15 protein-coding genes are annotated in these 11,794 nt (G+C 69.9%); 7 read left to right on the top strand and 8 right to left on the bottom strand.

The genetic code is table 11. The annotated features are described in order from the left end of the window. The first annotated feature begins 112 nt into the window (after positions 1–112). Positions 113–1,213 (top strand): DNA primase, encoded by a 1,101-nt coding sequence (locus DEQ67_RS00910; RefSeq protein WP_115860811.1) that lies wholly within the window; start codon positions 113–115, stop codon positions 1,211–1,213. 99 nt (positions 1,214–1,312) lie between these two features. Here the strand turns inward: DEQ67_RS00910 and DEQ67_RS00905 are convergent, their stop codons facing one another. Beyond that, positions 1,313–1,516 carry a DUF7472 family protein gene (locus DEQ67_RS00905; RefSeq protein WP_004065604.1) on the bottom strand — a complete coding sequence of 68 codons (204 nt, stop codon included), beginning with the start codon at positions 1,514–1,516 and terminating at the stop codon, positions 1,313–1,315. Positions 1,517–1,735: 219 nt separating this feature from the next. Here DEQ67_RS00905 and DEQ67_RS00900 point away from each other — a divergent pair, with 219 nt between their 5' ends. Next, the gene (locus DEQ67_RS00900) at positions 1,736–2,383 is read left to right on the top strand and encodes an SWIM zinc finger family protein (RefSeq protein WP_006600785.1); all 648 of its coding nucleotides are present in this window, start codon (positions 1,736–1,738) and stop codon (positions 2,381–2,383) included. 27 nt (positions 2,384–2,410) lie between these two features. Here DEQ67_RS00900 and hjc read toward each other — a convergent pair whose 3' ends face one another. Both hjc and DEQ67_RS00890 read right to left on the bottom strand, forming a co-directional pair. Further along, positions 2,411–2,833, bottom strand: coding sequence for a Holliday junction resolvase Hjc (gene hjc, locus DEQ67_RS00895; protein ID WP_004045284.1), 423 nt, complete (start codon positions 2,831–2,833; stop codon positions 2,411–2,413). Between the two features lie 72 nt (positions 2,834–2,905). Continuing rightward, complete coding sequence (locus DEQ67_RS00890) at positions 2,906–3,694, bottom strand: TrmB family transcriptional regulator (protein WP_115802045.1); 789 nt, start codon at positions 3,692–3,694, stop codon at positions 2,906–2,908. A 121-nt stretch (positions 3,695–3,815) separates the two neighbouring features. Here DEQ67_RS00890 and DEQ67_RS00885 point away from each other — a divergent pair, with 121 nt between their 5' ends. Continuing rightward, positions 3,816–4,148: a DMT family transporter gene (locus DEQ67_RS00885; protein WP_115802708.1), complete on the top strand. Its 333-nt coding sequence runs from the start codon at positions 3,816–3,818 to the stop codon at positions 4,146–4,148. Between the two features lie 72 nt (positions 4,149–4,220). On the opposite strand, the gene DEQ67_RS00880 is transcribed toward DEQ67_RS00885, so the two are convergent. Next, positions 4,221–5,507, bottom strand: coding sequence for an adenosylhomocysteinase (locus tag DEQ67_RS00880; RefSeq protein ID WP_006600786.1), 1,287 nt, complete (start codon positions 5,505–5,507; stop codon positions 4,221–4,223). Positions 5,508–5,605: 98 nt separating this feature from the next. Between DEQ67_RS00880 and DEQ67_RS00875 the strand changes: the two genes are divergently transcribed. Further along, positions 5,606–5,917, top strand: coding sequence for a helix-turn-helix transcriptional regulator (locus DEQ67_RS00875; protein ID WP_004045280.1), 312 nt, complete (start codon positions 5,606–5,608; stop codon positions 5,915–5,917). Between the two features lie 70 nt (positions 5,918–5,987). Here the strand turns inward: DEQ67_RS00875 and DEQ67_RS00870 are convergent, their stop codons facing one another. Next, the gene (locus tag DEQ67_RS00870) at positions 5,988–7,280 is read right to left on the bottom strand and encodes an amidohydrolase (RefSeq protein ID WP_115860617.1); all 1,293 of its coding nucleotides are present in this window, start codon (positions 7,278–7,280) and stop codon (positions 5,988–5,990) included. 163 nt (positions 7,281–7,443) lie between these two features. Between DEQ67_RS00870 and DEQ67_RS00865 the strand changes: the two genes are divergently transcribed. Further along, positions 7,444–7,791: a DUF7471 family protein gene (locus tag DEQ67_RS00865; protein ID WP_004065614.1), complete on the top strand. Its 348-nt coding sequence runs from the start codon at positions 7,444–7,446 to the stop codon at positions 7,789–7,791. Then, entirely contained in the window at positions 7,788–8,300 is a 513-nt protein-coding gene (locus DEQ67_RS00860) for a winged helix-turn-helix transcriptional regulator (RefSeq protein WP_004045277.1), read from the top strand. Before DEQ67_RS00865 ends, DEQ67_RS00860 begins: the two co-directional genes overlap by 4 nt. Before the next feature lie 22 nt (positions 8,301–8,322). Here DEQ67_RS00860 and DEQ67_RS00855 read toward each other — a convergent pair whose 3' ends face one another. Then, positions 8,323–9,423: a peptidase gene (locus tag DEQ67_RS00855; RefSeq protein WP_115860619.1), complete on the bottom strand. Its 1,101-nt coding sequence runs from the start codon at positions 9,421–9,423 to the stop codon at positions 8,323–8,325. 77 nt (positions 9,424–9,500) lie between these two features. On the opposite strand from DEQ67_RS00855, the gene hisG reads away from it, so the two are divergent. Then, entirely contained in the window at positions 9,501–10,346 is an 846-nt protein-coding gene (hisG, locus tag DEQ67_RS00850) for an ATP phosphoribosyltransferase (RefSeq protein WP_115860621.1), read from the top strand. 15 nt (positions 10,347–10,361) lie between these two features. Here the strand turns inward: hisG and DEQ67_RS00845 are convergent, their stop codons facing one another. Both DEQ67_RS00845 and DEQ67_RS00840 read right to left on the bottom strand, forming a co-directional pair. Further along, positions 10,362–11,330, bottom strand: coding sequence for a CPBP family intramembrane glutamic endopeptidase (locus DEQ67_RS00845; RefSeq protein ID WP_115860623.1), 969 nt, complete (start codon positions 11,328–11,330; stop codon positions 10,362–10,364). Between the two features lie 18 nt (positions 11,331–11,348). Then, the gene (locus DEQ67_RS00840) at positions 11,349–11,726 is read right to left on the bottom strand and encodes a DUF7473 family protein (protein ID WP_004065624.1); all 378 of its coding nucleotides are present in this window, start codon (positions 11,724–11,726) and stop codon (positions 11,349–11,351) included. Positions 11,727–11,794 lie beyond the last annotated feature (68 nt).

Genomic DNA, 11,794 nt, shown 5'->3' with positions numbered 1-11,794 from the left:
TGTGTGATGCGCCGTCGTCGCGGCGGGGTCTGTGACGGGGTCACGCGACCCGTGCGCCACCGCCGAATCCGTCGCGTTTATCGGTGGGCACCCGGAACGTGGCGGTATGCGGATGCGCCCGCTCCACGCCCGATACCCGTTTTTCGCCGCGGCCAGAGAGGCGGTCGAATCGGCGGACGTCGCCATCGCGACGCTCGTCGCAGAGGACGCCCCGGCCGTCGAGCGTGGCGTCGAGCGCGTCGAACGCGCCCTCATGGAGGGCACCGTCGAACCCGACCCCGACGAGGCCTACCCGCGGGAGACCAAGACGGAACTGCTTTCGTACCCCATCTCGCGCATCATCGTCTCGCTCGTCGAGACGCCCGCGGCGGTGGACAAGTACGCCCGCGCCGAGGCCGACACGGCCTACGAGCGCATGCTCGCTGACTTCGACGCCGGCGACGACGACGTCCACGGCGAGGCCCGCGCGAGTCTCGACGACTTCCTCCGCGAGTTCGACCTCGACGGCGCGGTGCGGGCCGAGTCGAACCGGACCCGCAACAGCCGCCGCGCGCCCGCCCACTACTGGGTCGACGTGGGGCCGTATCTCACCTACTCCGACACCGACTGGGGCGCTGACTGGCGACTCGTCAACCGCTCGCTGGCCGACGGCGCGGTCCGCGTCACCCGCGAGGAGCTCTCGGAGCTGCTCCGCGAGGCTGTCCGCCGCCGGGTCGCCGAGGGGCTTCCCTTCGCCGTCCGCGGCAGCGACGCGGGCGACCGCCTCGCCGACGCGCTCAAACCCCACGTCGAGCGCCTGCGGAACCTGCTTTCGGACCGCGGCGCGGTCAACGCCGTCTACGTCGACGCGGTGGACCCCGACCACTTCCCGCCCTGCGTCGAGGCGCTGTTGGCGCGGGCGCGAGAGGGCGAGTCGCTCCCGAACGAGGCGGCGTTCGCGCTCGCGGCGTTCCTCGTCGGCGTCGGCCTCGACCCCGAGGAGGTCGGGGGCGTCGTCGGCGACGAAACCGCCGAGGCGTTGCAGAAGCGGGCGACCGTCCTCGCGGATTCGAGCGGGTCGCAGTACGCGCCGCCGACCTGCGAGACGATGCAGGCGTACGACCTCTGTGTGAACCGCGACGACCGCTGTGACACCATCGAGCACCCGATGAACTACTTCGAGACGGCGACGAACGACGCGGACGCGGACGCCACCGACGAAGCCGCCGACTGACGGAGTCCGTGCTGACGACGTAGCCAACCCGCGAGCGCCGCCGCTGCGCGTCGAGCGCCCGCGCGACGGCGAACCCGTCGTCGAAACCGACCAGCCGGATTAGGAAGAACGCGACAGCCAAACGCCGATACCAGCCATCACGAGGACGAACGCCGTGATAGCGCCGACGAGTGCGAGCCCGCCGGTGGAGACGAGTCCACTCTGGTTGTAGGTCGCACCGATGCCGACGATGAGGGCGATAAACACCCCGACCGCGACGATGGAGACGGCAATCTTCCGCCGCATCTCCGCTTCGATAGCCATGCGACGACGTATCCGCGGCCGTTCTAAAAGGTCTTCGATGGGCGGATGCCCGACGAGAGCCACTCACGCGCCCGATTTTCCACACGAAACGAGGGTTTAGGTCGTTCGAGAACCTACACGCAGGTGACGGAAACCGACCCCGAACGGCCGCTGGGAGGGTCGGAATCCCGCACCACCATGACGCACATCGCACACACACCCGCGTCGACTCGCCGCCCGGTGCGCCGCAAGACAACGCTTCCGTCGGACGGACTGTCCGGGCGCGCCCGCCGCGCCCGCGTCGAACCGATGGCCGTCCGGCCGCTCCGAGACGGTCGCTACGTCGTCGAGACCGACGGCGGCACCTACGTCGTCGACGTGGAGGCGCGCACCTGCACCTGTCCCGACAACGCCATCCGGCACGCCCGCTGTAAGCACCTCCGCCGGGTCGCCATCGAAATCACCCGCGGCGAGGTCCCGCCGCCGGGCCGCCGGCGCGCCACCTGCGCCGTCTGCGGCGACGAGACGTTCGTTCCGATGGACGCGACGGGGCCGCAGCTCTGTCGCGACCACGACCACCGCGCCGGCGACCTCGTCCGCGACCGCGAGAGCGGCGGCCTCCTCGTCGTCACGCGGGCGCTCGGCACGCGCGCCGACGAGACGCCGACGGAGACGGGAACCCTCGTCTCGGCGTACGAGACGAACGCCGACTACGGCGACCACGAACCGACGTTCGAGGCGGTCTATCTCGACTCGCTGCCGGTGAACGCCGGTCTCTCCGACCTCGGTGAACTGCACGCCTACCGGTTCCCCGCCTCGCGGCTCAGCCGCGTCGAGCGCGGCTTCGTGGGCGCGAACTCGCTCGGCGAGCGGCTCGCTCGGGCGTGAGCGAGCGCGGAAAATCGCGTCGCGACCTCAGTCGCCGCCGAGTTTGGTCTGCGTCGGGCCGCCGGTGAACGACTCGAAGTCCTCGCCCTCCGCCAGCGCCGTCTCCTTTTTGACGCGGTAGTTCCCGCCGTCGGTCACGTAGAGGTCGCCGGGGTGGAAGAAGTACCAGTCCTCGCGGTCGAACCGGACGGCGATGCGAGCCTTCGCGCCGAAGTTCCGCGAGAAGTAGACGAGCGCTTCGACCTCCTCGCCGCTCAGGTAGATGGGGCGGCCGCTGGAGGCCTTCGCCTCGATGGCGTAGAACACCTCGCCGTTGCCCGCGAGCACGTCGGGGAGTTCGCGCGTCGTCGCGCTCCCGGAGGCGGGCGCGCGCATGACGGCGAAGCCGGCCTCGTCGAGAGCGTTGACGAGTTCGCGCTCGCGTCGGTCTCCCTTTCTGTTCGAAGACATGGTCGGGAGTCGGCCGCGGGCGGTGATAAATGGGGCGACCGGCGTCCGGGAGCGCAGACGAGATGCGCGGCGTCACTCGAAAAGCGGGACGGCGTCCCCCCACAGCGCCCGGAACTGGCGGTCGAACTCGTCGACGACGCCCGCGTCCGTCACCACGACGACGCCGAGGCGGTCGGCGGCGGACTGCGGGTGCGGAATGTCGACCGACGCGACCGTCCCGTCGACGACGTCGAACGAGACCGGCAGGTGCGGCAGGACGCGGATTCGAACCGTCTGGGGCTTCGACGCCACGAGGCCCCGAAACTCGTCGGGAAGCGAGTCGAGCACGGGGTCGCTGAGGAGCAGCGACACGTCGAGGTCGTCGCGAGCGCCCTCGAAGAACGCGTCGAACTCGGTTCTGAGCGTCTCCCACGACGCCCGCTCGTACGGCGGGCCGACCGCGGCGGAGACGGACTCGGTCGCCGCCCGGACGTGTTCGTGCATCGCCGTCCGCATCTCGTCGCCGCCGAGGCGGCCGAGCCAGACGCTCCCGTCCGCCGGCGGCGTCGGCAGGAGGTTCGACCGGACCGCGTCGGCCACGTCGCGGTATCGCGTCCACTCCTCGCGCAGTTCCGCCGCGCGCTCGGCCAGCAGTCGCTCGACCGCCGCGCCCGGGTCGACGGCGGCGTACCGCGTCGGCTGGGTCGACTGCGCGCGGACCAGTCGGCGCGACCGAAGCCCGTTGAGCACGTCGTAGACCCGGCCGTTCGGGACGCCGCTCGCGTCCGAGACGGTCGCGGCCGTCGCGGCTCCCGTGACGAGGAGCGTCCGGTACGCCTTCTCCTCGTAGTTCGACAGGCCGAGTTCCCCGAGTTCGGTCATAGGCGGGACTCCCTCGCCCACAAGTTAGTATTTTGATGTTTCTTGGCCGGCCGCGAGCAACGAACCGCAAGTGGCGGGCGATTGCAGAACGCTCATCCGGGTCGTGGCGGGACCGACGGACATGAACCCGTACGTGTTACTCGCCGGCGCAATCGCGTCGGAACTCGTCGGAACGACCGCGCTCAAACTGTCCGCGGGGTTTTCCAAGCCCGTGCCGAGCCTCGGCGTGGTAGTCGGCTACGGTCTCGCGTTCTACCTCGTCTCGCTGACGCTCGAAGAGCTCCCCATCGGTGTGGTGTACGGGACGTGGGCCGCGCTGGGCATCGTCGGCGTCGCGGCCATCGGCGTCGTCGTGTTCGACGAACCGGTCGACCTGACGGGCGTCGTCGGCCTGCTTCTCATCCTCGCCGGGATTTACTGCGTCAACGTCCTCTCGGAGATGGCCGCGCACTAACGCCGGCGAGTGGGCCGAACGCGGTCGCTGACGCGCGGCGGCTGTGAGAAACGAGAGAGAGCGCGGGTCGGCTTACGTTCCGTGGGCCCAGCTACCCATGTACTCGCGCTGTTCGTCGGTCATCGAGTCGAACTCGATGCCCTCGGCGTCGAGTTTGATTTCGGCGACTTCGCGGTCCAGTTCGTCGGGCACGTCGTGGACGCCGGCGTCGTAGTCGTCCCCGTTTTCGACGAGTTCGCGGACGACGACGGCCTGCACGCCGAACGACTGGTCCATGACCTCGACCGGGTGGCCGAGCGCGATGGGCGACGCGAGGTTGACGAGGCGGCCCTCGGCGAGGACGTTCAGGCGGCGGCCGTCTTCGAGTTCGTAGGCGTCGACGCCGTCGCGGGCCTCGTACTCGTCGACCGCGAGGTCCGACAGCGCGTCGAGGTCGATTTCGATGTCGAAGTGGCCGGCGTTGGCGAGCAGGACGCCGTCTTTCATGTTCTCGAAGTCCTCGCGGGTGATGACGTCGCGGTTGCCGGTGGTCGTGATGAACACGTCGCCGACCTTCGCGGCCTCCTCCATCGGCATCACGTCGTAGCCCTCCATGTGGGCTTCGAGCGCGCGCCGGGGGTCGACCTCGGTGACGATGACGTTCGCGTTCTGGCCGGCGGCCTTCTTGGCGACGCCCTTGCCGCAGTAGCCGTAGCCGCCGACGACGACGTTCTTGCCGGCGTACGAGAGGTTCGTCGTCATGGCGATGGTGGCCAACGACGACTCGCCCGTGCCGTGGACGTTGTCGAACAGGCGCTTCATCGGCGTGTCGTTGACGGCGAAGACGGGGTAGTTCAGTTCGCCGTCCTCGTCCATCGCGCGGAGGCGGTGGACGCCGGTCGTGGTCTCCTCGGCCCCGCCGACGATGGTGTCGATGAGTTCGGGGTACTCCTCGTGGATGGTAAAGACCATGTCCATGCCGTCGTCGACCGTGACGGTCGGTTCGTGGGCGATGACGGCGTCGATGGCCGCGTAGTAGTCCTCGTCGTCGACGCCGCGGACGGCGTAGGAGGTGATGGCGTCGTGGGCGTCGAGCGCCGCCGACACGTCGTCGTGGGTCGAAAGCGGGTTACAGCCGGTGATGGCGACTTCCGCGCCGCCGAGCGCCAGCAGTTCGACGAGGTTCGCCGTCTTCGCCTCGACGTGCATCGCCATACCGACGACCTCGCCGGCGAGCGGCTGTTCCGACTCGAACTGCTCGCGGAGCTCTTGCAGGATGGGCATGTGCTGGAGCGCCCAGTCCATCTTGCGTCGTCCCTCCGTCCGGGCGGCCTCGACGTCGTCGAGGTGCTCGGAGACGGGAGCGTAGTGTTCGCTCATACCCGTGGGTTCGGAGAGGGGTCCGAAAACCCTACCGAAGGCGGTCGCCGCCCCCGAATCTACAAGTGTCAACCGTGAGATTGTACCGCCGAGGGCCGATGCTCGTCATAGATAACGGCAAGACGCTCGCCGAACAGGAGTTGTTCGCCCTGATGAGCGCCCCCGCAGTTCCGGACCTCTTGCGCGTCGCCGACGAGCCGCTGACGGTCAAGGAGCTGAGCTGTCGGGCCGACGTGCCGCTGTCGACGGCCTACCGGGAGGTCAAGCGGCTCCACGAGGCGTCGCTGTTCGAGAAGTCCATCATGGTCGACCACAGCGACGGCCGACACGTCGCGCAGTACCACCGGACGTTCGAGCGCATGGAGGTCAGCGTGACCGACGACGGACTGCGCATCGAGCTGGCCGGGTAGCAGGCTGGAGGGCGGTGCGACCGGACCAGACGGCGGCGAGTCGGAGGCGGCGGCGGGCCGGACGGGGGGTTCAGACGCGCTCGCGGAGCGACGCGACCGCCTCGCGGGCGCGGGCCATCACGGCGTCCTCGTCGAGCGTCAGCACCTCGCGGTCCCGCATCAGCACCCGCCCGTCACAGACCGTGTGGCGAACGTCGGAGCCGCGGGCGGCGTACGCGAGGTGGCTCACGAGGTCGTTCGCGGGCGTGAGATGCGGCGCGTCGAGGTCGACGACGGCGAGGTCGGCCGCGCCGCCGACTTCGAGCGCGCCGCCGGGGAGGTCGACGGCGGCGGCGGAGCCGGCGGTCGCCATCCGCACCACGTCGGGGGCGGCGACGGCGCTGGCGTCCTCGGCGGCGAGTTTGCCGAGCATCGCGGCGTCGCGCATCTCGTCGAACATGTCGAGGTCGTTGTTCGAGGCCGCGCCGTCGGTGCCGAGGCCGACCGTGACGCCCGCGTCGAGCAGTTTCTGGACGGGAGCCATGCCGGAGGCGAGTTTCATGTTCGACGCCGGGCAGTGGACGACGCCGGTGCCCGCGTCCGCGAGCAGGTCGATTTCCGCGTCGTCGACGTGGACGCCGTGGGCGAGGAAGTCGTCGCCGGTGAGCATGCCGAGGTCTTTCGCGTACGACAGCGGGCGCTCGCCGCGCTCGTCGACGATGGGGTCGACCTCGTCGGTCGTCTCGTTGGCGTGGTAGTGGACCGGGATGCCCTCGTCGTGGGCGTCGGCGACGAACTCGCGGAGGTACTCCTCCGCGACCGTCGTCAGCGAGTGCGGCATCGCGGCGGTCCGAATCCGGCCGTCGGCCGCGCCGTCGAACTCGCGGGCCACGTCGAGGCTCTCGTCGATGTCGGCCCGCGCGTCCGCGTCGTCCTTCCCGAGCGTGACGACGCCGTGGCCGAGGCGGGCGCGGAGGCCGGCCTCCTCGACCGCGGCGGCGATTTCGGGGACGTGGAAGTACATGTCCGCGAACCCGGTGGTCCCCGACTTAATCATCTCCACGAGGCCGAGTTCCGCGCCGGCGCGCACGTCCTCGGGCGTGAGCGCGCCCTCCGCGGGCCAGATGTCCTCGCGGAGCCACGCGTCGAGCGGCTTGTCGTCGGCGTAGCCGCGCAGGAGCGTCATCGCCACGTGGCAGTGGGCGTTCACCAGACCGGGCGTGACGAGACAGCCCTCGGCGTCGAGCGTCTCGTCGGCGTCGGCGTCGAGGTCCGCGCCGATGTCGAGGATGGTTCCCTCGTCGCGGTCCACGAGTACGTCCGCGTCCTCGACCGTCGCGTCGGGGCGGAGCACCTGTCCGCCCGCGATTCGGAGCGTGTTCATGTCGCTCGTTCGGGGCGGCGGGGTGGTGAATCCACCGTCTCGCGGCCGCGAGAGATGACCGCCCGTTTCGGCGCTGAGCGGGCCGAATACCGGCGGTAGTCCGATTCCCGAAAATCGAGAACGAGCACCCTCCCTTAGGTCCGAACCCCCAGTATCGGGGGACATGGAGCCCCCGTCGAACCTCGCGCTCGTTCCGGGGCACGTCCAAGCGGGCGGTCCGTGGATGACCGCGGTCGTCGTTCTCGCGGGCGTCTCGTCGGTCACGCTGGCCGCGCTCGGCGTCGCCGTCTTCCTCCGGCGGCGGACGCGGTCGCACCTGCTCGTCGCGCTGGCGCTCTTGGCGTTCGCGTCGCGGGCGGCCGTCGCGGCGCTGACGCTCGGCGGCGTCCTCTCCGAGTTCGACCACCACGTCGTCGAACACCTCTTGGACCTCGTGATGGCCGGCCTCGTCCTCGCGGCCATCTACTACGCCCGGAGCATCGAGCGCGAGGCGGGGGTCAACGACCCATGAGTGAGACACGAACCCGCGTCGCCGACCACATCAAGCACAACCCGGGAGTCCATTTCAACGAGCTCGTTCGCGCGCTCGACCTCGCTCCCGGCCAGGTACAACACCACGTCCGCAGACTGCTCTCCGACGAGACGGTCCGCCGCTCCGAGTTCTACGGACGGACGCACTACTTCCCCCCCGAGTTCGACGCGTGGGAGCGCGGCGCGCTCGCGCTCGTCCGCCGGGAGACCGCCCGCGACATCCTCGGCCACCTCCTCGAACACGGCGACGCCCGCCCCGACGACGTGGCCGACGACATCGGCGTCGCCCGCAGCACGCTGGAGTGGCACCTCGACCACCTCGTCGAACGCGACGTGGTCCGCAAGGAGCGCGACCTGCACAACCGCGTGACGCTCGTCCTCACCCACCCCGAGCGGACGACCCGGCTGTTGGACGACGTGTCGCCGTCGCTCCCCGAGCGGTTCGTCGACCGGTTCGACCGCCTGCTCGACCACCTCGTCGAAGGATAGCGTCGGGTCCCCGGAGCGGTCCCTACGCGTCCGTCTCGTCCGCCCCGGAGCCGTCTCGGACCCGTTCGATGCGCGATGCCAGCGACGGCTCGAACGAGAGGAACGACCCCGCGCGGCCGGTATCGACCTCGTCGGCGGTCGCGGCGAGCGCGTCGGCGACGGCCGCGCGGCCGACCCGTTCTGCCGCCGCCTCGTCGGCCCGATAGACGAGCCGCTTGCTCGCGTACTCGCCGGTCACGAGCAGTATCACGCCGACTCCGGCGAAGGTCAAGAACGACAGGACGAACCCGAACGGCGACCACGCGACGCCCCAGAAGACGAACGCACCGGCCGCGGTCACGGTGAACAGCCGAAGCCCGTAGACGAACCGAACGACCCGTCCGGCGTCGACCGCGAGGAGCGCCGTAACCGTCTCGTCGTCGTAGCGGTCGAGCAGCGAGTCGGTGAGAAAGAGCGTCTTCCGACCGACCGGGCCGCGGACGAGGTGGTCCGAGCGGTGGCCGCCGCCGTCGAGGAGTCGAATCCGTGAGACCGAGAGACCGGCGCGGTCGCACAGGCGGTCGAGTCGCTCGCGCGTCGCGTCGTCGGGGACCGTCGTCGTCTGCGAGACGCCCACGAGCGGTGCCGAAAAGGCGTACGCGGCGGCTGCGAACGCGAGCAGGGTGAGCAGGCCGCTGGTCTCCAAGACCCGGAATTCGACGTGTAGCACGGTCACCACGCAGAAGACGAGCGCCGCGATGAAGAGCTGATAGCGGAACATCTTCGCGGCCGCCGCTCCCGCGCCCATATCGGCGTCTCGCACGCGTCTCGCCACCGGGAACGCGCCCATGTACGAGACGGTCGCCACGACCGCGGCACCGACGCCGGTGAGCGCCCAGCCGAGAGCCGCCCACGGCCAGTCGGTCTGGAGGCCGACGGCCGCGAGGAGCGCTCGGTCCGCGTTCGTCCACCAGACGACGCCGACGAACAGGATGGCGGCGTAGAGCCAGTTGCTTCGAACTCGCTGTCTGAACCGCTGGACGGACACGTCTCGGCGTTCGAGGCGACCGGCGCTGAGTCGGGACCAACCGGCACCGAGGAGGGAGACGCCGACGAGCGCGCCGGCGAACGTGACGGGAGCCATAGGTGACACTTCGCAGACGTGTCAAAAACCGTTCCGGCTTGCGAAAGTCAATTACCTCCGGGACGTGACGGGGAGGTATGCGAATCGCCGTGCCCAACAAGGGCCGCCTGCACGAACCGACGATTGAACTTCTGGAGCGTGCGGGGCTGCACCTCGACAACGGTGCCGAGCGCAAACTCTACGCCGGGACCGTCGACCCCGACGTGACCGTGCTGTTCGCCCGCGCCGCCGACATCCCCGAGTACGTCCGCGACGGGGCCGCCGAGGTCGGCATCACGGGTCTCGACCAGGTCCGCGAGTCGGGCCACGAACTCGAGGACCTGCTCGATTTGGAGTACGGCAAGTGTCGGCTCGTCCTCGCCGCGCCCGAGGACGGCGACATCGAGACCGTTGCGGACGTGTCGGGCAAGGTCGTCGCCACCGAGTTCCCCCACATCGCGCGGACCTACTTCGAGGAGGCGGGCATCGACGCCGAAGTCGTCGAGGTCACGGGCGCGACCGAACTGACGCCCCACGTCGAGATGGCCGACGCCATCATCGACATCACCTCGACCGGGACGACCCTGCGGGTGAACCGGCTCGCGGTCGTCGACGAGGTGCTGTCGTCGTCGGTTCGGCTGTTCGCCCGCCCCGACGTGGTCGACGACTCGAAGGTCCAGCAGTTGCTCATGGCGCTCGAATCCGTCCGCTCGGCGGAGGGCAAACGCTACCTGATGATGAACGCGCCGCGCGAGAAGCTCGACGAGGTGAAGGAGGTCATCCCCGGACTCGGCGGCCCGACCGTGATGGACGTCGCCGGCGACTCGACCGTGGCCGTCCACGCCGTCGTGAACGAGCGCGACGTGTTCGAGGTCGTCAGCGACCTGAAAAGCGTCGGCGCGAGCGGCATCCTCGTCACCGAAATCGAGCGGTTAGTCGAGTAAGCGACGCGCCGGTTTTCACTGTTTCCAGCGCAGCTCCGGCACCGTGACCGACGGGTCGAACCCGAGGTCGCCGCGGCGCACCCGGACGTAGGCCGCGATGCAGACCGCGCCGAGGACGATTGCGCCGACGCCGAGCAGACCGGCCTCCGGGCCGAACGCGCCGCCGGTAATCACGTCGGGGCCGCGTTCGGTCGTCTCGACGAGCGACGTGCCGAAGTCGAGGCCGCTGACCGCGAAGCCGAAGACGCCGCCCTGCACGAAGTTCCACGAGATGTGGATGCCCGTCGGGATGGCGAGGTCGCCGGTGAGCGCGTAGCCGAGGCCGAGCATGACGCCCGCGAGCGTGATGCTCGTCGTGCTGGCGAACCCCGCGTTCGGGTTCGTGTAGTGGGCGACGCCGAACACCGCCGAGGAGACGGCGAGGCCGCCGGCGACCGCCGCGTCCGGGCCGAACCGCCAGCGGAGGCCCTCGGCGACGTCGGTGAGGACGATGCCCCGAAGCAGGAGTTCCTCCGCGATGCCGACGACGACGAAGAACGCCAGAAGCGACCCGACGCCGAGCAGTCGGTCGACGCCGAGCGGGGCGGGAGAGACCGCAATCCAGCCGGCCGCGACGCCGACGACGAAGACGGCGGTCATCAGGCCCGTTCCGAGCGCGAGACCGAACCCGAGGTCGACCGCCCACTCGCGGTCGAGTCCGAGTCCGAGGTCCGCGACGGTCCGCCTATCGACGTACCGCGCGACGACGAGCGCGGCGAGACCGCTCGCGCCGACCGAGACGAGCGAGACGACGAGCGACGCGAGGCGGCTCGACCCGGCGAGGCCGCCGAGCGCGGTCGAAAGCGAGAATCCGACCACCAGCGAGACGGCCACGAAGACGACGGGCGTCAAGAGCAGGCGAAACGGGGCGCGCGGCCGGCGTTCCGCGTCGTTCCAGAGGAGTCGGCGGGGAGACACGACGGGGAGTTCGGCGGCCTCGGGCAAGAAAGTACGGCGGGTGCCTCAGAATGGCGCGGTCAGCAGGATGGCGGAGAGGCCGAACAGGACGAGACCCAGAAGCACCGAGACGACGAAGTGGATGACGACCACGTACGCCGACAGGCGGGTCGACCGGCCGTAGAGGTACTTGACGAAGCCGAAGTCGAGGCCGAGTGCGAGCGCGAGCGCGACGAAGGAGTTCCAGCCGAAGGAGGTGAAGACGACGGCGATGGCCGCCGGGACCGGGCCGACGGCGAACGCCTTCTTGAGTTCCACGTCGCCGAGGACGTTCCGCGCGGCGATGTGGGCGGTGAGAGAGAGGAACAGCGCGAACAGCGCGAACGTTCCGGCGACGGCCGTGACCGGCGCACCGGTAGCCGTCTGCAAGGTGAGCGCGTCCATACCGGCCCGAAGGACGCGACTGACTTAGATTCGGTCGATTCGAGTCCCGGTTACGCGACGCAGTCGAG

This window comes from Haloferax sp. Atlit-48N, assembly GCF_003383015.2.
GTDB classification, from domain to species: domain Archaea; phylum Halobacteriota; class Halobacteria; order Halobacteriales; family Haloferacaceae; genus Haloferax; species Haloferax volcanii.
Note: the sequence above shows the minus strand (reverse complement) of the source record. Positions and strands in the feature narration are given on the sequence as shown.

Coding starts and splice junctions, on each gene's coding strand:
- DEQ67_RS00910 (WP_115860811.1), top strand. CDS start 113: ATGCGCCCGCTCCACGCCCGATACCCGTTTTTCGCCGCGGCCAGAGAG.
- DEQ67_RS00905 (WP_004065604.1), bottom strand. CDS start 1,516: ATGGCTATCGAAGCGGAGATGCGGCGGAAGATTGCCGTCTCCATCGTC.
- hjc (WP_004045284.1), bottom strand. CDS start 2,833: ATGTCTTCGAACAGAAAGGGAGACCGACGCGAGCGCGAACTCGTCAAC.
- DEQ67_RS00890 (WP_115802045.1), bottom strand. CDS start 3,694: ATGACCGAACTCGGGGAACTCGGCCTGTCGAACTACGAGGAGAAGGCG.
- DEQ67_RS00885 (WP_115802708.1), top strand. CDS start 3,816: ATGAACCCGTACGTGTTACTCGCCGGCGCAATCGCGTCGGAACTCGTC.
- DEQ67_RS00880 (WP_006600786.1), bottom strand. CDS start 5,507: ATGAGCGAACACTACGCTCCCGTCTCCGAGCACCTCGACGACGTCGAG.
- DEQ67_RS00875 (WP_004045280.1), top strand. CDS start 5,606: ATGCTCGTCATAGATAACGGCAAGACGCTCGCCGAACAGGAGTTGTTC.
- DEQ67_RS00870 (WP_115860617.1), bottom strand. CDS start 7,280: ATGAACACGCTCCGAATCGCGGGCGGACAGGTGCTCCGCCCCGACGCG.
- DEQ67_RS00865 (WP_004065614.1), top strand. CDS start 7,444: ATGGAGCCCCCGTCGAACCTCGCGCTCGTTCCGGGGCACGTCCAAGCG.
- DEQ67_RS00860 (WP_004045277.1), top strand. CDS start 7,788: ATGAGTGAGACACGAACCCGCGTCGCCGACCACATCAAGCACAACCCG.
- DEQ67_RS00855 (WP_115860619.1), bottom strand. CDS start 9,423: ATGGCTCCCGTCACGTTCGCCGGCGCGCTCGTCGGCGTCTCCCTCCTC.
- hisG (WP_115860621.1), top strand. CDS start 9,501: ATGCGAATCGCCGTGCCCAACAAGGGCCGCCTGCACGAACCGACGATT.
- DEQ67_RS00840 (WP_004065624.1), bottom strand. CDS start 11,726: ATGGACGCGCTCACCTTGCAGACGGCTACCGGTGCGCCGGTCACGGCC.